This window comes from Litoribacillus peritrichatus, assembly GCF_039537985.1.
Taxonomy (GTDB): Bacteria; Pseudomonadota; Gammaproteobacteria; order Pseudomonadales; family Litoribrevibacteraceae; genus Litoribacillus; species Litoribacillus peritrichatus.
Map to the genome: position 1 here is coordinate 570,679 of NZ_BAABBN010000004.1, position 24,301 is coordinate 594,979.

21 protein-coding genes are annotated in these 24,301 nt (G+C 46.0%); 17 read left to right on the forward strand and 4 right to left on the reverse strand.

What is annotated here, in order from left to right; genetic code table 11:
• Positions 1–8 precede the first annotated feature (8 nt).
• On the reverse strand, positions 9–1,238 hold the full coding sequence (locus ABD744_RS03740) for an acetyl-CoA C-acetyltransferase (protein WP_344795594.1): 1,230 nt from the start codon (positions 1,236–1,238) through the stop codon (positions 9–11).
• Positions 1,239–1,454: 216 nt separating this feature from the next.
• On the opposite strand from ABD744_RS03740, the gene ABD744_RS03745 reads away from it, so the two are divergent.
• From ABD744_RS03745 to ABD744_RS03815, 15 genes are all read left to right on the forward strand, one after another.
• Positions 1,455–1,895 (forward strand): hypothetical protein, encoded by a 441-nt coding sequence (locus ABD744_RS03745; protein WP_344795595.1) that lies wholly within the window; start codon positions 1,455–1,457, stop codon positions 1,893–1,895.
• Complete coding sequence (locus ABD744_RS03750) at positions 1,896–2,162, forward strand: hypothetical protein (RefSeq protein WP_344795597.1); 267 nt, start codon at positions 1,896–1,898, stop codon at positions 2,160–2,162.
• Between the two features lie 111 nt (positions 2,163–2,273).
• Positions 2,274–2,867: an imm11 family protein gene (locus ABD744_RS03755; RefSeq protein ID WP_344795599.1), complete on the forward strand. Its 594-nt coding sequence runs from the start codon at positions 2,274–2,276 to the stop codon at positions 2,865–2,867.
• Positions 2,868–2,943: 76 nt separating this feature from the next.
• The gene (locus tag ABD744_RS03760) at positions 2,944–3,717 is read left to right on the forward strand and encodes a ribonuclease H1 domain-containing protein (protein WP_344795601.1); all 774 of its coding nucleotides are present in this window, start codon (positions 2,944–2,946) and stop codon (positions 3,715–3,717) included.
• Between the two features lie 718 nt (positions 3,718–4,435).
• The gene (locus ABD744_RS03765; RefSeq protein WP_344795603.1) at positions 4,436–5,599 is read left to right on the forward strand and encodes a Gfo/Idh/MocA family protein; all 1,164 of its coding nucleotides are present in this window, start codon (positions 4,436–4,438) and stop codon (positions 5,597–5,599) included.
• 188 nt (positions 5,600–5,787) lie between these two features.
• Positions 5,788–7,587, forward strand: coding sequence for an aminotransferase class V-fold PLP-dependent enzyme (locus tag ABD744_RS03770; RefSeq protein ID WP_344795605.1), 1,800 nt, complete (start codon positions 5,788–5,790; stop codon positions 7,585–7,587).
• A complete protein-coding gene (locus ABD744_RS03775; protein ID WP_344795607.1) occupies positions 7,584–8,633 on the forward strand; it encodes a glycosyltransferase family 2 protein in 1,050 nt (349 codons plus the stop codon). Before ABD744_RS03770 ends, ABD744_RS03775 begins: the two co-directional genes overlap by 4 nt.
• 29 nt (positions 8,634–8,662) lie before the next feature.
• The gene (locus ABD744_RS03780; RefSeq protein WP_344795609.1) at positions 8,663–9,844 is read left to right on the forward strand and encodes a glycosyltransferase family 4 protein; all 1,182 of its coding nucleotides are present in this window, start codon (positions 8,663–8,665) and stop codon (positions 9,842–9,844) included.
• Between the two features lie 191 nt (positions 9,845–10,035).
• A complete protein-coding gene (locus ABD744_RS03785; protein WP_344795611.1) occupies positions 10,036–11,367 on the forward strand; it encodes an efflux RND transporter periplasmic adaptor subunit in 1,332 nt (443 codons plus the stop codon).
• A gap of 97 nt (positions 11,368–11,464) precedes the next feature.
• Positions 11,465–12,820, forward strand: a complete 1,356-nt coding sequence (locus ABD744_RS03790) for a TolC family protein (RefSeq protein WP_344795612.1) — start codon at positions 11,465–11,467, stop codon at positions 12,818–12,820.
• Between the two features lie 76 nt (positions 12,821–12,896).
• Positions 12,897–14,003, forward strand: coding sequence for a lysylphosphatidylglycerol synthase transmembrane domain-containing protein (locus tag ABD744_RS03795; protein ID WP_344795613.1), 1,107 nt, complete (start codon positions 12,897–12,899; stop codon positions 14,001–14,003).
• A gap of 18 nt (positions 14,004–14,021) precedes the next feature.
• Positions 14,022–15,512 (forward strand): tetratricopeptide repeat protein, encoded by a 1,491-nt coding sequence (locus ABD744_RS03800; protein WP_344795615.1) that lies wholly within the window; start codon positions 14,022–14,024, stop codon positions 15,510–15,512.
• Complete coding sequence (locus ABD744_RS03805; protein ID WP_344795617.1) at positions 15,472–18,630, forward strand: hypothetical protein; 3,159 nt, start codon at positions 15,472–15,474, stop codon at positions 18,628–18,630. The genes ABD744_RS03800 and ABD744_RS03805 overlap by 41 nt, the downstream gene beginning before the upstream one ends.
• 50 nt (positions 18,631–18,680) lie before the next feature.
• On the forward strand, positions 18,681–20,006 hold the full coding sequence (locus ABD744_RS03810) for a hypothetical protein (RefSeq protein ID WP_344795618.1): 1,326 nt from the start codon (positions 18,681–18,683) through the stop codon (positions 20,004–20,006).
• 170 nt (positions 20,007–20,176) lie between these two features.
• A complete protein-coding gene (locus ABD744_RS03815) occupies positions 20,177–20,884 on the forward strand; it encodes a class I SAM-dependent methyltransferase (protein WP_344795620.1) in 708 nt (235 codons plus the stop codon).
• A 116-nt stretch (positions 20,885–21,000) separates the two neighbouring features.
• On the opposite strand, the gene ubiT is transcribed toward ABD744_RS03815, so the two are convergent.
• Positions 21,001–21,630 (reverse strand): ubiquinone anaerobic biosynthesis accessory factor UbiT, encoded by a 630-nt coding sequence (gene ubiT, locus ABD744_RS03820; protein WP_344795622.1) that lies wholly within the window; start codon positions 21,628–21,630, stop codon positions 21,001–21,003.
• 195 nt (positions 21,631–21,825) lie between these two features.
• Here ubiT and ubiU point away from each other — a divergent pair, with 195 nt between their 5' ends.
• Positions 21,826–22,821: a ubiquinone anaerobic biosynthesis protein UbiU gene (ubiU, locus tag ABD744_RS03825; RefSeq protein ID WP_344795623.1), complete on the forward strand. Its 996-nt coding sequence runs from the start codon at positions 21,826–21,828 to the stop codon at positions 22,819–22,821.
• A 23-nt stretch (positions 22,822–22,844) separates the two neighbouring features.
• Positions 22,845–23,747 (forward strand): U32 family peptidase, encoded by a 903-nt coding sequence (locus tag ABD744_RS03830; protein ID WP_344795625.1) that lies wholly within the window; start codon positions 22,845–22,847, stop codon positions 23,745–23,747.
• 289 nt (positions 23,748–24,036) lie between these two features.
• On the opposite strand, the gene ABD744_RS23140 is transcribed toward ABD744_RS03830, so the two are convergent.
• On the reverse strand, positions 24,037–24,168 hold the full coding sequence (locus ABD744_RS23140) for a hypothetical protein (protein WP_425562147.1): 132 nt from the start codon (positions 24,166–24,168) through the stop codon (positions 24,037–24,039).
• The gene (locus tag ABD744_RS23145; protein WP_425562148.1) at positions 24,144–24,278 is read right to left on the reverse strand and encodes a tyrosine-type recombinase/integrase; all 135 of its coding nucleotides are present in this window, start codon (positions 24,276–24,278) and stop codon (positions 24,144–24,146) included. The genes ABD744_RS23140 and ABD744_RS23145 overlap by 25 nt, the downstream gene beginning before the upstream one ends.
• Positions 24,279–24,301: the final 23 nt, after the last annotated feature.

Genomic DNA, 24,301 nt, shown 5'->3' on the forward strand with positions numbered 1-24,301 from the left:
CACACCGGTTAATTGCTTTCAGAATTACTGTTTACGTTTTCAATGATGGTGGCGATGCCCATGCCGCCTCCGACACACAAGGTGCATAAACCATAACGCAGATTTCGACGTTCCAGTTCGTCGAGGACTGTGCCGATAATGATGGCACCGGTGGCACCCAGCGGATGGCCCATTGCGATGGAGCCGCCATTCACATTCACCTTTTCATCCGGTACGCCCAAGTCTTTTTGGAATTTCATCACAACGGCGGCGAAGGCTTCGTTGACTTCGAACAAATCAATTTGATCTATGGTCATTTCTGCTTTGGCAAGTACTTTTAAAGTGGCGGGTGTTGGCCCGGTCAGCATGGTGGTTGGGTCGGTACTGGTTACTGCGGTGGCAATAATTCGACCTCTGGCCTTCAAACCCAGCTTTTCGCCTTTGGTTTTATTGCCCATTAAAATAGCGGTGGCACCATCGACGATGCCCGAAGAGTTGCCCGGTGTATGAACGTGGTTGATCGATTCCAGATGAGAGTATTTGCGAAGCGCGGTATTATCAAAACCCATTTGTCCCATCGCTGCAAATGAAGGCTTCAGGGAAGAGAAGGCTTCCAGCGTCGCATCCGGGCGAACTAGTTCATCTTTTTCAAGAAGGACAACGCCATTTTGATCTTTGACGGGGACGACGGATTTAGCAAACGCATTATTCTTCCAGGCTGCAGCTGCTTTCTGCTGCGAGTTAAGAGCAAAACGATCCACGTCTTCCCGGCTGAAGCCTTCCATAGTGGCAATGGTATCGGCTCCAATGCCTTGTGGTACGAAGTAGGTTTTGAAGCTGGTTTCCGGGTCCATCGCCATTGGCCCGCCATCCGAGCCCATGGGCACGCGGGACATAACTTCAACGCCACCAGCTACCACTAAATCTTCCCAACCCGAAGCAATTTTCTGAGCCGCAATATTGACCGCTTCAAGACCAGAAGCGCAGAACCGATTGATTTGCATCCCCGCCGGGCGTTCGGACCAATCCGCTGTTAAGGCGGCTGTTTTCGCAATGTTGGCGCCTTGTTCACCGATGGGGGTCACACAACCGAGGACAATATCATCGACTTGTTCCGTATCCAGGTGGTTTCTTTCTTTCAAGGCATTCAACACATTGGCCATTAATGAAATGGGTTTCATCGAATACAAGGCACCGCCTTTTTTCCCTTTGCCGCGAGGCGTACGAATTGCATCGTAAATGTACACAGACTCGGTCATAACCGTTCCTTTATCAGTATTTTTGAGGTCGTTCTTATGAGGCACAGGTTAGCGCAGCAAGGTTGAAAGGCAAAATGGCAAACCTGAGCCGGTTAGGTGGCGGCTGTGCTCATAAGTCAGAACTCCTTTTTTGAAGCCGGCAGTAAGTTGGTAACATCGTCGCTGATGAATTATGAGCTAATATAGACGTAATTATCCCGAAGTTTGGTTGATGGCATGAAGTTTATGCATAGGTGTTTAACCGTTGTTTTTCTGTCGTTTTTAGCGATATACAGCTCTGCGGGGCAGGCAGAGGTCTGGAAATTGGCATCTCTGGAGTGGCCGCCTTATTCAGGGGCCCAGCTGGAAGGGCAGGGAAAATCCGTTCAGTTGCTTCGGAAAGTATTGACTGAACACGACATTGAACTTCAAGTGGATTTTTTTCCTTGGAGCAGGTCTCAGGAATTGGCGAAGACGGGACGGTATATTGGTTATTTTCCCGCGTGGCAAGAAGAGGTCCAGCCTGGCTTTCTTTATTCGCCAGTGATTGATTGGTCTTCTTTGGGAGTTATTTCCGCATCTGAAACTGATTTTGAGTGGTCGGGTTTTGAAGCTTTATTCAGCCAGTATAGCGTCGGAATCATCCGGTCTTATAAATACCCTAATGCAGTGGAATAGATGGCGGCAAAGCATTCGGGCCAGGTGATTAAAGTGTTGGATGAAGAATCCCTTCTTCGGATGTTGTCCGCCCAACGCTTTCAGGTGGCGCTGACCGATCCGAAGGTGATGAAATTCAATGCAAATAAATACAAAATATCCGATTTGACATTGAACCACCTAAAACTGGAAACGAAATCTCTGGGTATTGCGTTTCTTGACACCAAAAAAAACAGGGCGAGAATAAGGCAATTGGAACACTTCCTTAAATCACGACAGCCTCAGTAAGAGACAAAACTCTTGCCTTTGTATTCGGAGTAAGTCGTAGTACCCTTGGGATTTTCTCTGGTGCTTAAACACAGAAGAGAATCCATGTTTATCACATAAGGACAACATTAAGTGGCAGAGGATGCGGATTGCTCCACCTATTATGTACTCGCTTGTTTTATGCGTAATGACGGCGCGGACATTACAACGCCCCCAAAATTGCCTGCGAAGTATGACGTTTGGATGACCGGGGATGAGATACCCGAATCAGAAATATCAACCCCTCTAGAGTATGCGATTGAGGCTGAAGATGAAGGGATGATGCTGCCCTTTTTTGATGGACTTTCTGCGCCTTTAATGTCCCGAGAGTTAATATCTTCGTTGGAAACTTGTGGCGTCGATAATTTGCAGGTATTTGATGCAAAAGTGAAAATATCGGATTCAGGCGAAACATTAGACAGCTATGCAGCAGTAAATATTGTGGGTTTAATTGAAGCTGCGGATTTAGCTGCTTCTGATTATGATTCATCGCCACTGACAAACAGAACTCAGTACTCAACTTCGTTTGACTCTCTGACCGTGGATGAGGAAAAAGTGAATGGTGCTTTGTGTTTTCGAATGGCCGAAAGCGTTTCGATCATACTGGTTCATCAGAGCGTCAAAGACGTATTGGAACCTTTGTTTCCGCGCTTGAGTTTTATAAAGCCGGAAGATTACTCGAATTAGTATCGATTGTGTGGCATCAAAAATGCCGCGCTTCTCATCATTTTCGATCGCAATTAATCAATACAGAATAAAACTTATGGCTTCAAAATTTTATGTAGTTTGGCAAGGAAGAGAACCTGGCATATACACGGACTGGAATTCCTGTAAGAAACAAGTCGATAAGTTTGCAGGCGCTAAGTATAAATCTTTTAAAACCAGAACTGAGGCGGAGGCCGCTTTCAGTGGTAAAAGCAGTGGGGTATCCGCTACACCTTCTAAGGTCAGTAAACCGGGTTCATCGGCGAAAAAAGGGGGCATAAAAACGTACACAGCCTCTGAAATTGATGCGATTCCGGTGGATACCAAAATTTTTACCGATGGCGGTTGTGAACCCAATCCGGGTGAAGCGGGTTCGGGTGTGGCGGTTTACCGGGATGGCAACATAGACCAGCTTTGGTACGGCTTATACAACCCGATGGGCACGAACAATACGGCCGAGTTGAATGCGCTTTATCAGGCCTTAATCATGGCGGATAAAGAAATTGAAGCCGGCCGGACGGTGGCTATTTTTTGTGACTCAAAATATTCGATTCAGTGCGTCACTCAGTGGGCTGTAGGCTGGGAGAAAAAGGGCTGGAAAAAGTCCGGTGGTGAAATTAAAAATCTGGAGTTAATCAAGGTGATGTATGCCTTACATCAGCGATTGAAAGATGAAGTTCAGGTGTTACATGTGAATGGCCACGTAGGGGTTGAAGGCAATGAACTGGCGGATCGAATGTCCATTTTGGCAATGACGAGTAAAGAGCCGGAGTTTGTGCTTTATCAAAAGCCTATCGACCTGACTGCGATTCTGGCCATGCGTGCGGGTTAATTCGGTCTTTTGGTTACATTTTCTGAAATTAAGACTTATTCTAAGATCGATTAAGCCGTCTTTAGGAGGTCGCCCTCTGTTCTAGGTTTGGGGTAAATCAGGTGACGCGACAACTATGCTGACACAGAGGGCACACTATTCTTGACTTGATAATTTAAGTTGATTCCGAATTCTTCGTGAATTTAACTCTCAGATACAACCTCGCTCTAAACTTAAGGTTCTAAGTCATCATAGACTTCCGTAAAGTCCTAACGATAGTTACCATTGAAAAAATAAAACACATCACTTGCTTGACAAAATTCACCGTATTTTCGTTTTTATTCATCGTCATTTATTGATTGTTTCAATCTTTGAAAAACAAAATTCTAATCAGCTCTATACCCCGTTAAATATGGGGTTTAGTGCTTTTTCTTGCGCTGTTTTCTTGACGCTTAAAGGGTGGATTCTCAATATTATTAGGCGGTTAGCCACTAAAGCCGACGTCAATACAATTGCGATAAATGGCTAGGGTTAATGTCTCAATGACTTATCAGATATTGACTAAAAAATGTTCAGGTCTAGTATTCATGGTTACACAACATTGCGGTTTGGTTACGAGATGTTACGTGGTTGTCGGCCTGCTTTTTGACGCAATATAAATAATGAAGCGTGATAAAAAGTAGCCTTTTATGAGTTTTAAAAGATGTTCAGGGATGAAACTCATTGGGAAGAAACTATCATGTCTGAAATTGTCAATTTTGCTTTGCTGGGCTGCGGCCGGATTGCAAAAAAACACGCTGAGGTCATTGCACACCAACTCAGCGGGTCCCGACTAATAGCTGTGTGCGATATTAACCAAGATCGAGTCAATGCCATGGCTGAAGAGTTCGACGTACCGGGCTTTTCGAACCTCGACGATATGATGAAAGAGCTTGGTGATCAGATTCACGTAGTCAATGTATTAACCCCTTCTGGTTACCATCCAAAGAATGTCGTTGATGTTGCTGACTATGGCTGTCACGTGGTGACAGAGAAGCCAATGGGGCTTTCTCTGGAAGATGCCCGCTACATGACAAATTACTGCGAACAGAAAGGTGTGAAGTTGTTTGTGGTGAAGCAAAACCGGTACAACAAACCTGTTCAGAAAGTTAAAAAAGCCTATGAGGATGGTCGCTTGGGTCGGGTATCTCTGGCCAGTGTGTGTGTTCGTTGGTCCAGAGATCAGGCTTATTACGATCAGGACGATTGGCGGGGAACCTGGTTATTGGATGGCGGCGTGTTTTCGAATCAGGCGAGTCATCACATAGACCTGATTTGCTGGTTGTTAGGCGAAGTGGAGTCGGTGTCGGCGTACATCGCCACTCAATTGGTGGACATTGAAGCGGAAGACACAGGTATCGCCATTTTGAAGTTCAAAAACGGCACTCTGTGTACTTTGGAAGCCACCACAGCCACCCGACCACGTGATCTGGAGGCGTCTGTATGCCTGATGGGGGAATTCGGTACAGCCTGCATTGGTGGTTTTGCTGTGAATAAAATGAATATTTGGGATTTTAAAGAGCCGATTCCCGGCGATGAGCATGTGTTACAAGAGTGCAACACGGCACCACCCAATGTGTATGGCTTTGGTCATAAGGCTTATTTGCAGAATGTAGTGGATGCCATTCAAGGTAAGAAACAAGTGGCTGTGGGTGGCAGTGAAGGTTTGAAATCTCTGAAAGTGATTAATGCGCTGTATGCTTCGGCCATTACTGGGCGAGAAATTCAGATGGATCACTTTAATGGTGAAGATTCGCCGTTGGGCCAGAGGTCGGCTGCGCACTATCACCAAGGGTCGGACTTGTTTTTGCCTGTCGGCCGTCCGAAACCAATATCAAATATTGTTAATCTCAGGGCGACTTAAGCTTGAACATTAACTGCTTACAGGCACTGATGGTCTGCAAGCAATACCGAAAAGAAATATCTAAAAGTAACACCTGAAAGTAACACCTGAAAACATTATCAGAAACCCCTTGGCCTGATCTACAGGCCAAGGTGCAGGTTTCTGTCGACCCTAAAAACATACATCCATGATTTAAATGGAGAATAACGATGGAATCGATTCCTGAAAGCGTCCGAATTGCACCGACAGCGATCGTTCACCCGAATGTGACTCTGGGTGAAAATGTCATCATCGAAGATTTTTGCATCGTTGGCTATCCGCCCAATGGCGTTGAGCCTGGCGAAATTGAAACCGTGATCGGTGCTAATACCCGAATTCGTACTCATACCATCATATATGCCGGTGCAAAGCTGGGTAATAACTGCCATGTCAGCCACATGGTATTTATCCGGGAACATGCAGTTTTAGGCAATGAATGCTCGGTCGGGGCTAATGTGATCATCGAACATAATTGCAAACTCGGCGATCGGGTGCGTCTGCAAGGGCAGGCGGGAATGAGTGAACATACGGTGATTGAAGAGGATGCCTGGATCGGGCCAAGAACTTTAATGGCTAATGTCTATCATCCGACTTGTAACCGTGCCAAAGAATGCCTGAACGGGCCGATTATCAGAAAAGGGGCCATCATCGGAGGGAACGCCGCCATTGTGCCAGACATCGAAGTGGGTGAGCGCGCCTTTATTGGTCTGGGCTGCATTATCACTAAGAGTGTGCCCAATGACGCCGTGATGGCTACTGCGCCTGCCAAAGAAGTCGGCGACATTAAAAAGATGCCTTGCCGGTATGAGATGATCAAAGAAGACAGCCCGTTTGTTCAAGAGCCGATCAAGCAAGTAAACATCCCTATGGTCGATATTGCCGCTCAGCATCAGAACATGAAACAAGACATTCGGTTGGCGATTGATCGGGTCATTCTTAACACTCGTTTTATTAACGGTAAAGAAGTGGATGACTTTGAGGCCAACTTTGCTGAGTTCTGCCAAGTGCCTCATGTCATCGGTGTCAGCAGTGGCTCAGACGCTTTAATGTTGGCTTTGAAAGCTTTGGGCGTGGGCGAAGGGGATGAGGTGATCACCACGACTCATACCTTTATTGCCACCGTTGAAGCGATATTAAACGTCAACGCCAAGCCGGTCTTTGTTGATATTGAGGAGGATACTTTCCTCATGGATTTGGATCAGGTGGAGCAAAAAATCACCGACAAAACCAAAGCGATTATTCCGGTACACATTCATGGTCAGCCGGTGCCGATGGATCGTATTGCTTCTCTGGCTAAAAAGCACGGCTTGCTGGTGGTTGAAGATGCGGCTCAAGCGCAGGGCGCCTCGTTTGATGGCCACCCGGTGGGTCAACTCAGTGATGCCGCGTGTTTTTCTTTCTTCCCCTGTAAAAATCTGGGCGCGTATGGCGACGCAGGCGCCGTCATCACGCGTCGCCAGGAAATAGCAGACAGCATCAGAAAACTGAGGGATCACGGACGTATCAATAAATACGAAAGCGACATTATTGGTTATAACGCCCGGCTGGATACCATTCATGCTGCCATTCTGAAGGTAAAACTCAAGCGCTTGGGTGGCTGGAATGATGCACGAAAAGCGCTGGCGAAGATTTACCGTCAGGGGTTGGAAGGCTTGCCTGTCACCTGTCAGCGGGTCGACGATCGTGCCGATTCTGTGTATCACCATTTTGTGATTTCGCTGGATGACCGTGATGGTTTGCAGGAATACTTGAAGCACAGAGGCGTCGCTTCGGGCATACATTACCCTGTACCTATGCATCGCCAGCCAGCGCTGAGTTTTATGAAGCTGAGTGATACAGACTTTCCGGTGGCGAATAAAGTCACTTCCCGAATTTTGTCTTTGCCTATGTACCCTGAACTTGAGCCGAAACAAGCCGAGTTTATTGTCGATCAGGTAAAAAACTTCTTTGCTGACGAGGCTTCAAAATGACTTCGAACATTAAGACGTTGGAAGGCATCAAACTGTCGGAAGAGGCAGCGGCTCAGCGTGTTTCTGAAGCCACTAACCAAGCTCCGGTTGCGCAGGAGGAAGAGGTGCCTTCCGTGGACGCTGCTTCTGCGAGTGTCTCTGCGGTGACCATCTCGGTGGTGACTACCGCGTTGAATGAAGCGGGAAATGTGCAAGCGTTTTTGAATGAATCCGTAGAGGCGTTGCAAGGGTTAGCGGTTTCCTGGGAAATCATCTACATCGATGACGGCAGTGTGGATGAAACGCCGGACTTGGTATTGGCTTACATCGAAGAGACCGGGTGCAGCCAAATTCGATTGATTCGCCATGGGCACAGCCAGGGCATTACCGCTGCTTTGGAAGAGTCGATTAAAGAGTCGAATGGGGAGTTTGTCTGTCTATTACCTGCGGATATGGAGTCCTCGCCTAAATCGGACATTCCGGCGCTTTATAATGCGTTGGATGACAACACCGATGTGGTTTTGGGTCGAAGAATTGGCCGGGACGACGGCAAGTCTTTTGCCTCTGCCGTTTATAACAACCTGAATCGGGTTCTGTTTAATGTGGATTTTCATGACGCTAACTGGATAAAAATTTTCCGGCGGGAAAAAGCCAATGGCGTTCACTTACGCTCTGAGTGGCATCGCTTTTTTGTTCCGATTCTTGCCAGCCGGGGTTGTCGAATTAAAGAAGTGGACGTGGTTTGGCACTCTCGTCAATTCGGAAAATCGAAATTCGGTTTGTCCCGGTTTCCGGTGTCGTTGGCGGATATGCTGGCCGTTAAACTGATTATTACTTACAGCACGCATCCGCTGCTGTTATTCAGTTGGATTTCATTCATCTCGTTCATTGTGTCACTGGTTTCTTTAATGATCGGGCTGAGTGCCCCTGAAGGGGCGGATCGTCAGTGGTTTGGTGGGGTTTTAATTGCGGCAGGCCTGATGGTTATTTCCTTTATCAGTCTGTGCATAGGGGCTTGTGCCGAAATGTTGTTGGGTATGAAAGGCGTGCGAGACGATCAGTTGTGATTTTTACCGGTATTTAAGGTTATTTAGCCATGAAACTGTGTTTATTTACTTCGGTTTATGCCATGTCTGACATTGACAAACATGCGGCTTTTTTAGTGGAGAGCAACAAGCATTTAATGTCCCGTGGTCATGAAATTCACGTGTTGGCGCCAAGTTACGAAGGGTTGAAAAGCCATACCGTCCGTGGCGTCAAGGTTCATCGCTTCCGTTATTTCTTTAAACGCTGGGAGCACCTTACCCACACCGAAGGCGCGCCGAACCGTGTGGGCAACCCGTTTTATCTTTTTGTGGCGGTTTTTTATGTGCTTGCCGGATTGATTGCGGCCATTCGTTTGTGCCGGAAAGAGAAGTTTGACTTGGTGCATGTGCACTGGCCTTTTCCTCATGGTGTTTGGGGGGTGGCGGTGAAGTGGCTAACGGGCACGCCAATCGCGTTTGTTTTTCATGGCGCTGAATTGCTTTTGGCCAAACGGTTTTTCTTTGTTGAACCTTGTCTGAAATTCTTTATCCGGCGAGCGAGTGCGCTGATGTGTAATTCGAATTTTACCGCCGGGCAATTGAGAAAAATCACCGATAAACCCATCGATATTATTCCTTATGGATGCTCTGTAAATGCCAGAGACGACATTGAAAAACCGAAGAACATCAAAAAGAAACTTTTATTTGTCGGGCGGATTATTGAACGAAAAGGCTTACCGTTTTTATTACAGGCCATTCCCTTGGTGAATGAAAAAGTGGAAGTGCATTTGGACATTGTTGGTTTAGGAAAAGCCAAGGAAGAATGTGAGCGATTGGCCCAAGCATTGAACATAGAAGACCAAGTGACCTTCCATGGCTTTGTTGAGGACGATGAATTAGAGCAAATGTACGCCGATGCGGATGTGTTTGTGTTGCCTTCGGTGGTAGACAACAAAGGCGATACGGAGGGGCTTGGAGTGGTGTTGGTGGAAGCATTGAGCTTCAAAACGCCGGTGGTGGCCAGTGATGTCGGCGGCATTTCCGATGTGATTATTAATGAAAAAACCGGTTTGTTGGTTGAAGAGAGGTCAGCAGAATCGCTTGCCTCGGCTATAGTGAAAATATTGACCGATGAGACCCTTGCCGCGACCGTTGTGGATCAAGGCTTAAAACATGCTCAGCACTATTTTAGCTGGCAGAGAATTGTTGAAAAGGTGGACAGCGTTTCTCAACGCGTGATTGCCAGTTCCTGATTCATTTAAGAAAGGGCACTTCCAGAATTGAATTTGCCTTCGTGATGTATTGTGAAATATTGATCGTAGCAGTAGGCATTGTTGTAGACATCTGGCGGTTGAACATCGGATTTGACGGCGGGTAAATTTTTGTCAGTTTCAGCCTGCGGTTGGCTGACAAGATAAGGCCCCTTGGATTTTAAAGTAACGCTATGACAACGACCGTAAAAACTCGTAATCGCCTTTGGTGGTATTTACTTTATCTCTTCCTGCTGTTTTTTGGCGTCTACTTGGTGATCAACGCCATCATACCGGCTTATACCTCACCTTATTCCCGTTTGTATTCTTCTCCGATTGGTTATCCCGCGCTCTTGCGAAAACTAAACCGTAATATACCGGTGGAAGTTGCTCCCGTTGTTTATGGTGAGATGGAAAAGCTGATTTCAGCCACAGGGACTGTCGGATACTTGCAGGAAGTGCCCATTGGGATTGAGGTGCCAGGCGTAGTGACGGCTATTCAGGTGTCTCTGGGTGAAAAGGTGACGACAGGCGACGTACTGGTTCGGTTAAATGCCGGTGGCTACGACTCCAGAGTGGCTGCATTTGATGTGGACATCAAGCTCTCTCAAAAACTTAAAACCAAGCACGATTATGAGCGTGAAAAAAAGGCATTTAAGGAAGGTTTGATCTCCGCAGCCGAACTCGACCAGTTTGAGATCGCCTACAAAGAAGCCGCCATCGCCTATGAAAAGGCCAAAGTTTCCTATGAATTTGCAGCCCTGTCCCGAAGCCGGAAAGTGGGGGCGACGGATGGAAAAAAATCTAAATCTTCCCGTCGCGGTGCGCCGGTTAAAAATGCCGATGTCATTGATGTCATTACGCCCATTTACGGCACCGTTATCCAGAAGAATATCCAAGTTGGGCAAAACCTGATTCAGCCTTTGGGGCGGGCATTAACGGTGGGGCGTAACATGGTTTTTCAGGCGCAATTCAGCCAACGCTACCTTAATTCGATTCAATTGGGGCAAAAAGCCGAGTTATATCTTCGAGCGCATCCGGGACGTATGTTTGAAGTGGAAGTGGTGCGAATAGACCGGGTTGTGAAAGCGTTGCCAGCGGGTAGAGGAACCAAAAACTACGTACCTTTCGTATTTGATGTGTGGCTCAGTCTGGATCAGGAAATTGAAGACGCTGGCGAAGTCGTTTCCGGCATGAACGGGTATGCCGTGATTCGGGAAAACAAACACCGAACGCTCATTCCGGAAAGCGCCATGATGCGCTACTCCGGACAACAGGGCACCGTGTTGGTGGTGAACCCCGAGAGCATGAAAATTCAAACGCGGCGGGTAGAACTGAACGTGGCGTCCAACGGTTGGGTCGGTATTGAAAAAGGGCTGACAGAAGGCGAGCTGGTGGTGAAAAGTGGCCAAATTGGATTAAGAGAAAATGACACTGTGGAGTTGAACGGCTCCTACAGCATGATGCCTCTTTTATTCCGCTGGCTGTGTCAACAACTGGGAAAATTTCAGGGATGTTATGAATAGCTATCTATCTCGAACTTTTAACACAGGGCATGCATGTTTCATATTGGATTGTCTCATACGTTATCGGGATGTTTTGTCCCGGATCATTGGAATTCACTTGGGACTTTTAGTGATGGTCTTGGTCAGCCCACTACAGGCAGAGACGTTGAAATCGGATGTACTGGAATCGAATGTATTGAAATCTCAGTACAACCAGAACTCATCACCGGTGAATCACTTATCAATTCAAAAAGTCATCAATGATGGCTTTCAACAGAGCAGTTCTCTGAAGAAAACGATGCGGACGTTACGGCGTCAGGAGTTGGAGACGGACTCCATCGGTGCCGAATATACCCCGGATTTTGCGGTGCAGTTGAGAGTGAACCGGGGGGATTCCCGCTCCAGTACCACCGCCAACAGTTTGCAAGAGGTGGTAGAGAACTCCAATTCTGCGGCATTGGTGATGACGTTACCCTGGTGGCATAAAGCAGGCTATAAGTTTGATGCGAGTATTTCAGAAGTGGGTGAGTCGTTGGAAGCAACGCGGTATGAGATTCAAAAGCTCAGGTTGATTCGGGATATTTATGTCACGTATTTTGAAGTATTGCTTCAGAAAGAAAAAGTGTGGATTCAGCAGCGGTTTACGGAAACCTCCAAGCTTCGTTTGGACAACGCCAAAAAGAAGTATCGATTAGGCACGTCTTCCGAGTGGAACATTCTGAACGAAGAAAGTAACTACCTCAGTAAGTTGTCTTCGTATCATGATGCCAGGACCGCCTTTTTAAGCAGCCTGAATCAGCTCTCGCAACTCACAGGTGTGAATTATCCCCATGATGTGAAATTTGATGACGGCCTGATTTTCACTTCTTACAGGGACTTTATTCAGCAAGTAATGGCCTTGACCACCGACTTTGGTGCTGATCCGCAGGTTAAAGAAATTGAGTTTCAATTACAGCAAAAGGAAATTGAGGTGGAAAAAATAAGTGACTCAAAGTGGACGCCAAGTTTGTCGCTGCGAGCCATTTATTATGACGAAAACAGCGAGGGCGATGGCGCCGATGCTGACAGCACTCGCACAGTGGTGGGGGCTTCGTTGAATTTGCCGATTCCTGTATTTACCTCCGGAGATCAACAAACAGCGACGGTGTTGCATGAAATCGAAGACCTCAAGGCAGACATCATTGAGCTAAAACGAGAAAAAATGAACCAAGTGGCCTCTCGTAAACGAATCATCAAAGTGTTGGGCGAATACCTTGAAACTTTAACTTTGCTGGTAGAGAAAAAAAAGCAGGAAGCCAAATCTGCTAAGAAGAGTTTCGATATCGGTCGTTTGACCAATCTGGAACTTCAGAATCTAGAAAATCTTCAAATCCAATCTGAAGAAAAATATTACGAAACCTTGTTTGATGTCCGCCAAAACTACGCAGAGCTTTGCTTGCTGCTGGGCATCGCTTCGATGTCACCGAACTTGTAGGTTGTTTCTTCGGAGGGGCTTTTCATAAAGGCTTTTTACAAGGGCTTTTCGAACGATGATTTCTGAGTAAACGAGTATGAAAGACGAGCCGAATGAAGCTCAGAGCAGTGACAATATTCATGGAGGGAAGGGGAACTCTCCGGCTCGGTCTGGCCGGAAAGCCAAAATCATGGTGGCGATCAAAGCCACCATCTCATTGTTGTTACTGGCTTATCTGATTAAGCAAACCGATCAGGAAGATTTGCTTTCGTACGTAAAAAGTGTGCCGCTTTGGTTTGTGTTGTTTGCCTGGTTCTACTACAGCGTTTGCCAATGGATTTCGGCTTATCGTTGGCAAATGTTTTTAGCGGTGAAGCGCATCAAGGTCTCGATGAGAAAGCTGTTTTCTTTTTATATGGTCGGTATGTTTTTAAATAACTTTTTACCGGGCGCAGTGGGTGGCGATATTGTCAAAACCGCCGACTTATACCGGCTGACCCGAAATGGCAATTATGCCATCAGTTCTGTGTTTCTTGAGCGTTTTACTGGGTTGGTAGGGCTGGCCATTATTGGTGTGATTGCCTCGGTGTGGACGTTTGATGCCACGGATTCCTGGCTGGTGCTGTTTTCTGTGCTCGGGGTGGCGGCCTTTTTAGTGGTGGTATTGGTGGTGATGTGGTGCGAGCCTCTGATGTTGCTTACGGTCAAAATGTGTCGCAGATGTTTACCGTCATCGGTGGCCGATAAGTTCAGTGATCTTTATGCCGCCTTACACAGTTATCGTAAACACCCTCGTGAAATGACGTTGGCGATTCTGATTTCAATCGTGCTTCAACTGATGTTTGCCTTGTATTACGGCTTGTTTGCGCTGTTATTGGGTATAGACATCGATATGGTTTATTTCATTGTATTTTTGCCTGCGATCACTCTGGTCACTATGTTGCCTATTTCGCTGGGGGGATTGGGCGTCAGAGAAGCACTGATGGTAGTGCTGTTTGCGGAAGTGGGGATTGGCAGTGCTGAGATTTTATCTATTTCACTGACGGTGCATGTGGTGAACATAGGTTTGAGTTTGTGGGGTGGGCTGATACTGGCATTTCGAAAACCCATTGAACAACAAAGAGAGGACGACATTGCGTTGCACTCTGACTCCGATTCGTCAGTGGCTTCTTCGCCTTCCTCGCCTTCAAAGCAGACTCATTGATTATATGGCGAAGACACTATGACGAATGATGCTAAGAAAAATGACGCCATAAACTCCAATACCAGGAAGGAACAGAAACGACCTTCTAAGGTTTCTGATCAACAAGCATTGGCTATTTTTCTAAAGCGTTTTCGTGTTTCAAAGGTAATACCAAGGTCTTTGCAAGTCATCACTTGGGTAGGCGGTTGGCACCGGAGCGTGCCTGTTATTCTAGTGGGCATGTTGGCGTTTGTAGGCGCATTATGGTTTCCCTGGTTAACGCTGCCATCCATCGAGTCAACTGTGGTGAATGCTGGTGGTTTTTTGGAGTTTGAAGTAACAAACAGTTGGGTGCCGGTGTTATTTAAGTTGTTGATTGCGCTGATATTACCGCTGATTGTGATTGCATGGCTTAAAAATAAACGAACGCTGGCAATCAAAGGAATCTGGATAGTATTTACATTGAGTCTGTTGTTTCCCTCTGTTCTGAACTACTGGGATACACAATTTAAAATTGATTCAGAAATGATTGACGCCTCCATGACCTTATTAGTGAATGAAATGGAGTTGCAGCATGAAATGCAGCAGAGCGATTGGCGTATTTGGCAAGATTTCAGCTACATATCTCCATCGTTTGTGAATCAGGTGCCCAGCGTGACTGATTGGCAACCTCAATTGCTGCTGCCCAGTAATATGCCATTGGTGGTATCGGACATATTGGGTATATCTGATTCATTCTTAACCTTTTCAGCGAAAGGTTGGGTGATGGTTTTAGTTGCTTGTTTGCTTTGTATTTTGGGTTTTTATGTCACTGCCGGACAAAGTTTGGCAACGTTTCGGGAAGGATTTTTTTTCTTTCTTAAATCTTCTTTGTTGTTGTTTTTATTGACCCAGACACCTGGTTTTGTGGCTGAATACTATAACGACCATGGCGATTATAACGCGAGAATAGGTGAAACCAGCAAAGCCATTGCGGATTACCATCGTGTGGAATGGCTAAAACCCATTTATCGGTATAACTCTGATTTTCAAATTAAAAAGGGCCGGTTATTCAAGCAACAAGGCTGTGAATCTTGTCTGGAAACTTATTTGTTTGAAGCGCTTACCTCCATAGACGATGGCCGCTTTGAAAGAGCACTGTTTTGGCTGACCAAAGCTCAAAACGAATACCCCTATAACAGGAATGTAAGTTATCGGCTGTCGGGGGTATACAACATCATGGCCATTGATGGCTTCAATGATCAGCAGTACAGCCACGCCAGCGAACTTTGGTGGCGGTCTCTCAAGTTAGCCCCCACGATGGCGCTTCCTTGGTATGGCTTATCTTTAACGGCGGTTCATTTAAAACGAATTAACCAGGCAAGTCGGTTTTCAGCCCAGATATACGCTTTGCAGAAAAATATGGGGTTTAAATCTTTAGTGGTTCCGGCCCAAATTCACTTGTACCACAGCTGGTTTTTATTTGTTGAAGGCGATTTAGAGGCGGCGCATGAAATCTATAGTTATTCAAAGCAGCCAGAATCTTGGTAGGTGGTTAAAAAACCGAATATCCTGGTGGTCTGTTTGGGGTATCGCTTTTTGCAGCCTGCTGTTTGCGACGTTTGTGTATCAGAGTTATTGGCCTACTTATCAACTGAAAGTGCAGGATAAGTTCAAAGGCTGGATTACCATTGACCGGCCTACAGTCCGTAGCTATTTCCGTAATTCTTTTTGGCTTAATCATACGCCGGATAATGCGTGGCTGACATTAGCATCGAACGACTATCGTTTATATGTGAATGGGTTTTTGATCGGTGCGAATCAATATTCGATCAATGCTTCCCATGGGTTTACCACCAAATTACTACAGAAAGAACAGCGTTTGGTCAGTAATCAACAGTTTATCTTGGCAAGAGCGCCCGAGCTGCAAAAGCGGGCGAATAACGAACATCGAATGGGGCATTATTACGATTTAACCCCTTATTTAAGAGCCGGACTGAACAACATCAGCATTGCGTTGCAAGCTGACAGCCAAACCCGATTTACCTTATACGGGCGGATTCACACCGATGAGGCCGACTTTCATATCGCGACCGATCCAAACACCTGGAAAGCCCATGATTTAGCGAATTCAGATGTGGCCGGACGTAAGTGGTATGAGATTGATTTTCATGACTTTGAGTGGTCCAGCGCTGTGGATGGCGGGCCGATTGAAACCCATATTTACAGTTTTGATATTGAATCGGTCTGGGCTCGTCACTTTGATCCGCAGCCCATTGTTCTAGATGATTTACCGGGCGGTGATCGGTTGCGAAGCGTCATGCCTCATCGCGGACAATTCAATCACGTTACGGAACTCAGCAGTTGGTTGCGGATAGAGAGTACCCGGCCATATTCCCTGTTTATTGATGATTTTTTTGTGGGGGATTCTGATGGTGGCGTGTTAAAGGTATTCGATATCAGCCAATACGTGTCGGATCAGAATCGGTATATTTCGATCACTACTCAGCCGAGTCTGGACGGAGACGACCAGTCTAATTGGATCAAAGTGGACGGTAATGTGTTAGGCAATCCCGTAGACCCTTTCTTGAATTGGTCTGCGTATATTGGCAATAACGATAATTGGTTGTTGCTGGATAAAAGTTTAAGTCCTCAGGATTGGCGAGAAGCCAAATACACAGAAACATTCCAAAATAACCCCAAAAGAGATTATATCGCTCAGCCGATTTACAGCGAATTCAGTGTGCAAACCTTCTTCACTGTTGCGGCTTACTTATTCTTTGTTTTGGTGTGCATTGCGTTGTTCAACCATTTTAAGAAACGTTACCACTATAACAAGTCTCAGGTGTTCAGCTATTGGTGGCTACTCAGCTTTATAAGTATGGCTGTGGTGATGGTTGAGATATTAAGGATTCGTTTTGTAGAAAGTGATGCCAGCCTGTTTTTTTGGTCCAGTCATGGGCAACAACTCCTGATTGTTTTTGTGTTGGCCATGTGTGTGTTTGGTTGGTTGTTAAAACGTTTTCCTGAACACGGTCAAGAGTCTGACTCAACACCTCAGGTTGTCACGCCCGCGACAACCTATAAAAGCGATACGGCCAGCTACATTATTTTGGGTTTCATTATTTTTGTGGGTGTAGTTCTTCGCGTTTATGACATCGGAATAGAAGATCTTCAGGCGGATGAAAATGTAAGTTGGGATGCTGCACGAGGGATACTTCGCACCGGTGCGCCTGAAGCGGTGTCAGGCATTCTTTATACGCGTTCACCCTTGTATCATTATTTGCTGGCGGGCTGGCTTTGGCTTTGGGGGGATGACATCATCGTTGCCCGGTTGTTTTCCGTACTGCCTGCCATCGGCTCGATGATTATGGCGTTTGTGCTGGTTCGAACCATCACTCACAATCGTTTTTTAGCGTTAGCTACGGCACTTTTCTTTTGTCTGGACAGTTGGCAAATCCAGATTTCTCACATCATACGCTTTTATCAGCAAATGCAGTTCTTTGGCATGTTGGCGACCTACTTTTTTATTCTGGGATTCATTTGGCAACGGGGTAAACGCTATCAGGTTGCTTTTTTTATGTCGTGTCTCGCCGGAGCGTTGAGCCAGGAAGTATTTGTGATTGTGTTTCCTGCTTACTCGATTGCTTTTGTATTGTTTTACAAGAAGTTTGACTGGAAGAACGATCTGCATCTGGTGATTGGCTTTATCACGACCATGCTCATCATCATTATTGATATTTACATATTTACCGTGACTTGCTTAACCCCGCATGTTTCGGTGGCGACCACCAGTGGCTCAATTTTACAACTTCATTTAAGCAATATAATGGGTTTTTCGAACACTTTTTTGGTGGGGAATAACCGTGCTAATTTGTTACTGACGATTGTTGCGTTGATCGGCTTTTTCTTTTGGATTCGTAAAGCCAATAAGATTATCTATCTGTTTTATCTGATGATTGTTTTAACATTGATTACCGCTACGGTGTTGATCATGCAAATTGCAGCCAGATACTTAATTGTGATTTATCCGTATCTGATCATACTTTGTGTACTTTCCCTGTATTACGCACCGGCTTATCTTGCGCGTCGGCTCAGCAAAAAAGAAGAACTCAATCTGGTTGATCCGGTGAAGTTATCGCTGCTCAGAAACCGTTGGATCACCGCTTCCCGAGTACTCATCTTTGCTACCTTGTTTATCAATTTAGAATTATGGAAAACGCTGGACTCTTATGGTCATCCAAGATTTACCCAGCATGTGACTGCGCTTGAGTACATCGCCAAGCACCGGGAAGAACAGGATAAACTCATCAGCGTTCACCCCATGCCGGCAGCCATTTTATTTGGTGGTATTGATTACTACCTGATGGATAAAGTTTTTTTTGATGAGCTGTATGTGGTGGATCATGGGGCCGTGGATCGCTGGTCAGGGGGTGTTCTGGTGTCCAACATCGATAAAATGCGAGAGGTGTTTTTGCGGCATGACCGGGTTTGGGTGGTGCTGGATGAGCTGGAAATGCGCAATTTATCGCTGGAGCTGCGTGATTTTATCCGTGAGTCCACGGTAATTCAGAAAGAGTACTTTGGGGTTGAAGTCATTCTTTGGGATAAAACCCATGGCAAGTTGGCCATGATTAACGACCGGGGAGGGGCTTATAACCGTTATTGATGGGTCTTTGACTGATTGCGGATGATGAGTTCATGAACAGGGTGCATAGCATGGGAAATGTTTTGGCTTACCTATATAGGTTGGTTCTCGTCTGGCTTTTGTGTCTTACCGTTGTCTTTGCATCTGAATTTGATGCCACAAACCCAACGCACCTCAAACAACTGAAACTTAAATACAAGCAGGCTGAGATCAGATACAAAACCTTGAGGCAAAAGCCAGTCCATTTAAGTGAGGTTGAGCAGATGGTTGCAATGATTCAGCAAGCGAAAGCCAGTCAACAATACTCGCAGCTGAATGATTTGTTGTCTGACTTTTTAATTCAGCTCGATGCTCTGGAAAATACCAACGCTCAACAAGTTGAGTCGAGCACAGCCCTTAACACTAAACCTAGAGGCGAAAGTGATGCGTCGCCTGATATTAAGTCAGTGGAAAGCCAATGGTTAGCTCGGCTTAAAGCCAGACCTTATTTTCTCAAACTGCATCAAATAAAAGGTGCTGCGAGCCATATCAATCAACATGGGGCGATGAGCCGTAACCTAACTTCCTTTTCAGACGTAGCCGCGCAACGGGATGCGCTTTGGGTCCTGCGAAATGGGATATTAGCTCAGGATCAAGCTGTGGTTGCGAAAGCGGTGTTGGCGTTGGAATACGCTTTTGAGTATCAAACCTCAGAAGGGAATTTCAGCAATGGCCGAGGTGTCAGTGCCCGGACGGCAGTGGGCGTGGATGCTTTTTATTTATACGCATTGGGCTATGCGTATCAGCTGTTAGGGGCTGACGGTCGGTTTCCAACATCATATCAGCGACTCGATGGTCATCGATCATCCTGGCAGAAAGCCATTTCATGGTTAGCAAATAATTCTGCGGAACTGTATCGGCAGGATAAGCACACGCCGAACCGGTTGCTGTTTGATGCGATGGCGTTTTCTTTTGCGAATCATGCAATGCCCGATGCAAACCTAAAGAAGTTAGGACGCACTTACTTACAGAGAGCGCTTTATGCGCAAAGAGACGATGGCGCTTTTATTGAGAAGGGCGGGCATGATTCCAGCTATCAAGCCGTATGTTTATTGAATTTAAGTTGGTTGGCTTTGTATTCCGAGGACTCGCAAGAAAAAGTTGAAATTCAACAAGCGCTGACAAAAGGTGCGGCCTGGCTGGCGGCCAGAATTTCAGCGAAAGGCGAAGTTTCCAAACGGGGAAATACCCGAACGGGGTCTGGCCAGGAGATTCAATCCGGTAAAGAAAAAGACATCAATTACCCGGAAGTTGCACTCAGTTTGTATTATGCGTCTGAGCTGTTGAACCAGCCTGAATATGCAGACAAAGCGGATAAAGTGGTGGCTTTTGCATTGGCATATTACGGCTATGATTAGATACTTTTCTAATACCTTTGATTTAATTCTGTGAGTCCTTAGGTGGAGAAGATGATTAAAGGTCACTTTTGCATCTTGTTTTGAATCTTTGCATTGTATAGCCTTGTGATCAGCACTTTGGAACACAGCAAATACATACAACAAAACTACAACAAGAATAAGAGTAGACCATGCGAGACAAGTATAAGTATATTGGCCCCCTGTATGATTTCTTAAGCAGCATTTATGGTGGTGAATCCATTCATGATTGTAAACGCGCCATGCTAACGGAAGAAAACGTAAAAGCCGGCGATAAGATTTTAATTGCAGGTGCTGGCCATGGTAAGGATGCCATTCGTGCTGCAGAACTCGGCGCAGATGTCACCGTGGTTGATCTGTCTGAAACCATGCTCATTAAATTGAAGCAAGCGTTTGAAAAACACCCCGGCAACCTCAACGTAAATGTGGTTCATGCCGATATCCTCACCTTCGAAGAATATGAAACCTACGATATGGTGATTGCGAACTTCTTCCTGAATGTTTTTTATGAAGACTTCATGGAAAAGATTACTGATCACCTGATCAAATGCACCAAGCAAGGTGGCAAGTTTGTCATTGGTGACTTTGCGTATCCGAATGGCAATCCAATCAGTAATACCATCCAAAAAGGGTACTGGTACACGGCTGCACTGATCTTTTATGTGACCTCTGATAACGCTATTCATGAAATTTACAACTACACCGAGTTGATGAAATCCAAGGGGCTGGAGGTATCAGAAACTAAGCACTATCGTTACTTGGGCATGAATTGTTATGCCTCTGTGATGGGCACCAAAGTGGTTGCCTCTGACCTGAGTGCAGAAACTAAGACCGAGCAACCGGAAGAAGCGACAGCTTAAATAATCGACTGCGTAAGCAATCGTCAGCTGTTTAGCGTCAGAAGCTAAAAGTCTTTTCTCAAAAGCCGAGTTTTACTTTGTATTGTTCATACAAGGTTGCTCGGCTTTTCTATATTTTACGGATGTTTTGCCGGGGACGTTGTCATCAATGGCTCTTGATGGTTCAGCGCGTCGGAAACAGAATTCACAGATTTCATGGCCCAGTTTTGAAACTGAATGACCTTCGGTAATATTTGATCCTGCAAGACTCGCACAGCCTTTGGCATTTGAGCCGGGTCTATGGCATCCAGTAAATTTTTCACTTCATGACCTAATTCGGTATCCCCCAATATTAACAATTGTCTCTGGAAGAACAGGGTGTCCGGATCAATTTCTCGCGACAGAATTTTTATGAGTGCTGAACTGTTACCCCGAATTTCCGTATCGGCATTAGGGGAATGAGTGATGATCAGCTTGCGGTTTTGATCTAGCCCCAGGCACCAGCTGAATTGCGCGTCGGTAATGGTGATTTTAACTTTTCGATCAATTAAGGCATCAAAATCCCCTTCTTTGATGGCTTCTTTCAGGACTTCGTTCAAGGCTTTCTGAAGGACAACCCTTTGTAATGCCTCCGGTGTGTGTCTGACTGGAGCTGCTGCGTAATAAGCCGGGCGTTTTACGACATCAATGGGGGTTGGTAACCGTCTGATCAATTGGTTCGGACGCGCCAATTGGTGCGCCAGGTTGGCAAAATTAATCGGCAACATCTTGTGCAACTCCTTGTTGAATTTGGCCTATTAAAACGGAAATGGCCTAGCCGGGTGTTGATGTGTATCAACTTGGAAGGAGGCTTTGTGGAGTAAGGTGTGTGTCCATTGATATACCTGATTGAATTGGTCGGAAAAGCCATAGGTGCTGGGCTGGTTCGTTAATATCCCATTTATGTAAGCGAGATAAACACAATGGAATTGGTATGCCCGGCAGGCAGTCTCCCTGCGTTTCAACAGGCCGTAGATCATGGCGCAGATGCGGTCTTTATCGGTTTTAAAGATAACACCAATGCTCGTCATTTTGCGGGTTTAAATTTTGATGATCGAAAAGCACGTAAAGCGCTGGAATACGCTCGCTCTAAGGGCGTGAAGTTATATGTTGCGATCAATACCTATGCTCAGGAAGCCAACTGGCAACGTTGGCAAGACGCCGTTAATAAAGCGGTGGATTTTGGTGCCGATGCATTGATTGCTGCGGATGTCAGCGTGATGGACTATGCCTCTGAGCATCACCCAAATTTGAATATTCATCTCTCGGTTCAGGGGTCTGCCACCAATTATGCGGCCCTAGAGTTTTATGTGGATCGCTTCAACATTAAACGGGCGGTGTTGCCCAGAGTGTTATCTCTTAAACAGGTTCAGCAAGTGGCGGCTTCCAAGAAAGTGGATGTGGAGGTCTTTGGTTTTGGCAGCCTTTGCATTATGGCGGAAGGTCGGTGTTATTTATCTTCTTATATGACCGGAGAATCTCCTAACACCCAAGGCGTTTGTTCTCCCGCCAAGTTTGTGGAATGGAGGCAAGAAGGGGATGTGCTGGAATCTCGCTTGAATGATGTGTTGATTGATCGTTACCAACCGGATGAGAAAGCTGGCTATCCCACCTTGTGTAAGGGCCGTTTCGAAACCGAAGGAAAGACTTATCACACCCTCGAAGAACCCACCAGTTTGAACACCCTGAATATCTTACCCGAGTTAAATAAAGCGGGTGTGAAGGCCATTAAAATTGAAGGCCGCCAACGAAGCCCTGCTTACGTTGCAAAAGTGGTGTCTATCTGGCGCCAGGCCATTGATAGGATGAAAGCCAATCCGGAACAGTTTGAAACGGATGAACAGTGGATGAAAGAGTTGGCTGGTTTTTCGGAAGGCTCACAAACCACACTTGGAGCGTACTCCAGACCTTGGCAATAGATGAATAAATATAGGTGGATGAAATGAAAATATCGTTGGCTCCTATCAGTTATTTTTGGGAAAAACAGGCTGTATTTGAATTTTACGAAGCAGCCGCCGAATCGGATGCAGACATCATTTATTTGGGTGAAACAGTCTGCTCTAAGCGTCGTCAGTTGAGGTTGGATGATTGGTTCGAAATTGCAGCTCAGCTTCAGGACAAAGGCAAAGAGGTGGTGCTTTCTACATTGGCTTTGATCGAAGCTGAGTCTGAGCTTCATGCACTGAAGCAGTTATGCCACAAATCGGTGGATCAAGGTTATTTGGTGGAAGCGAATGACATGGCCGCCATTAAATTTTTGAGCGATGCTAAGCACTATTTTGTGGCGGGTAATGCCCTGAACATATACAACGCGCGCAGTTTGAAAGTCATCGCTGAAGCCGGTGCCATTCGTTGGCAGCCACCGTTGGAATTGTCGGGTGATGGTTTGGAGGATATCGTCTCAGGTTACCGAGCTTTAGAGAATGAGGATGATCAAACCATAGAAACAGAGATTTTGGGGTATGGTCACATGACCTTAGCGTATTCGGCCCGATGCTATACCGCCAGAGCTTACGACTTCCCGAAAGATCAATGCAAATTCATTTGTTTGGATCACCCCCAGGGGATGAAAACCAAGAGCCAGGATGGTCTGGAAATCTTTACTCTGAACGGCATTCAAACCCAGTCTGGAAAGTGCCAGAATCTGCTCAATCAGTGGCAGGATACTCGGGAGCGAGGCGTTGATATCATTCGCATTACACCGGAAGACAGCAACTGCCTCGACATTGTTCAGCAATTAAGTAATGCCATCAAAGCGGACAAATCGGATGTATTGCCAATCACCGAACAGCACTGTAATGGCTACTGGAACCGAATCTCAGGCATGGAAATAGCGGAGGTATGAGCCTTCCTGGGGCGCGTGAGTTTTGCGTGTTCTTTGTGTGTTTTGTGATTAATGGGAGAGGTGGCCAGTGTGGATGTCTGTTTGTTATTGTATGTTTTCCGTTGTTAGCGGCACACCGAGCCTCTACTTCACGCTTACCGCTTGAAGTTCAAAGCTGCTAAGTAAGCAGAGAGATTAGGTGACGCACCTACAGGATTGATCGCGCCGCTCCTGCACATCCATGTGCTCGCGGCATATCGTTCATCCTGAACATAAGAACCCTGGCTTCGGCTGGGGTTTTTTGTGCCTACTATAAATTCAATATGTGGCTTAAATCATCCAGAGGGCTTTGAACGGAATTGCCGCCTCGATTCAAAACGTGAGTATAAATTTGAGTGGTTTTGACATCCGAATGCCCTAACTGCTCCTGAACCGTTCTGATGTCTGCTCCTGAACCGTTCTGATGTCTGCTCCGCGCTCTAACAGGTGTGTAGCAAAACTGTGTCTGAGTGAATGACAAGATGCAGCTTTCTGAATACCTGCTTCATAAATGGCACGCTTTACAGCTTTTTGAA

What these genes read in the sequence shown, in the direction of transcription:
- ABD744_RS03775 (WP_344795607.1), top strand. Translation starts at nt 7,584, where the DNA reads ATGACTTCGAACATTAAGACGTTGGAAGGCATCAAACTGTCGGAAGAG.
- ABD744_RS03740 (WP_344795594.1), bottom strand. Translation starts at nt 1,238, where the DNA reads ATGACCGAGTCTGTGTACATTTACGATGCAATTCGTACGCCTCGCGGC.
- ABD744_RS03795 (WP_344795613.1), top strand. Translation starts at nt 12,897, where the DNA reads ATGAAAGACGAGCCGAATGAAGCTCAGAGCAGTGACAATATTCATGGA.
- ABD744_RS03800 (WP_344795615.1), top strand. Translation starts at nt 14,022, where the DNA reads ATGACGAATGATGCTAAGAAAAATGACGCCATAAACTCCAATACCAGG.
- ABD744_RS03805 (WP_344795617.1), top strand. Translation starts at nt 15,472, where the DNA reads ATGAAATCTATAGTTATTCAAAGCAGCCAGAATCTTGGTAGGTGGTTA.
- ABD744_RS03780 (WP_344795609.1), top strand. Translation starts at nt 8,663, where the DNA reads ATGAAACTGTGTTTATTTACTTCGGTTTATGCCATGTCTGACATTGAC.
- ABD744_RS03785 (WP_344795611.1), top strand. Translation starts at nt 10,036, where the DNA reads ATGACAACGACCGTAAAAACTCGTAATCGCCTTTGGTGGTATTTACTT.
- ABD744_RS03830 (WP_344795625.1), top strand. Translation starts at nt 22,845, where the DNA reads ATGAAAATATCGTTGGCTCCTATCAGTTATTTTTGGGAAAAACAGGCT.
- ABD744_RS03765 (WP_344795603.1), top strand. Translation starts at nt 4,436, where the DNA reads ATGTCTGAAATTGTCAATTTTGCTTTGCTGGGCTGCGGCCGGATTGCA.
- ubiU (WP_344795623.1), top strand. Translation starts at nt 21,826, where the DNA reads ATGGAATTGGTATGCCCGGCAGGCAGTCTCCCTGCGTTTCAACAGGCC.
- ABD744_RS03750 (WP_344795597.1), top strand. Translation starts at nt 1,896, where the DNA reads ATGGCGGCAAAGCATTCGGGCCAGGTGATTAAAGTGTTGGATGAAGAA.
- ABD744_RS03770 (WP_344795605.1), top strand. Translation starts at nt 5,788, where the DNA reads ATGGAATCGATTCCTGAAAGCGTCCGAATTGCACCGACAGCGATCGTT.
- ABD744_RS03810 (WP_344795618.1), top strand. Translation starts at nt 18,681, where the DNA reads ATGGGAAATGTTTTGGCTTACCTATATAGGTTGGTTCTCGTCTGGCTT.
- ABD744_RS03745 (WP_344795595.1), top strand. Translation starts at nt 1,455, where the DNA reads ATGAAGTTTATGCATAGGTGTTTAACCGTTGTTTTTCTGTCGTTTTTA.
- ubiT (WP_344795622.1), bottom strand. Translation starts at nt 21,630, where the DNA reads ATGTTGCCGATTAATTTTGCCAACCTGGCGCACCAATTGGCGCGTCCG.
- ABD744_RS03760 (WP_344795601.1), top strand. Translation starts at nt 2,944, where the DNA reads ATGGCTTCAAAATTTTATGTAGTTTGGCAAGGAAGAGAACCTGGCATA.
- ABD744_RS03815 (WP_344795620.1), top strand. Translation starts at nt 20,177, where the DNA reads ATGCGAGACAAGTATAAGTATATTGGCCCCCTGTATGATTTCTTAAGC.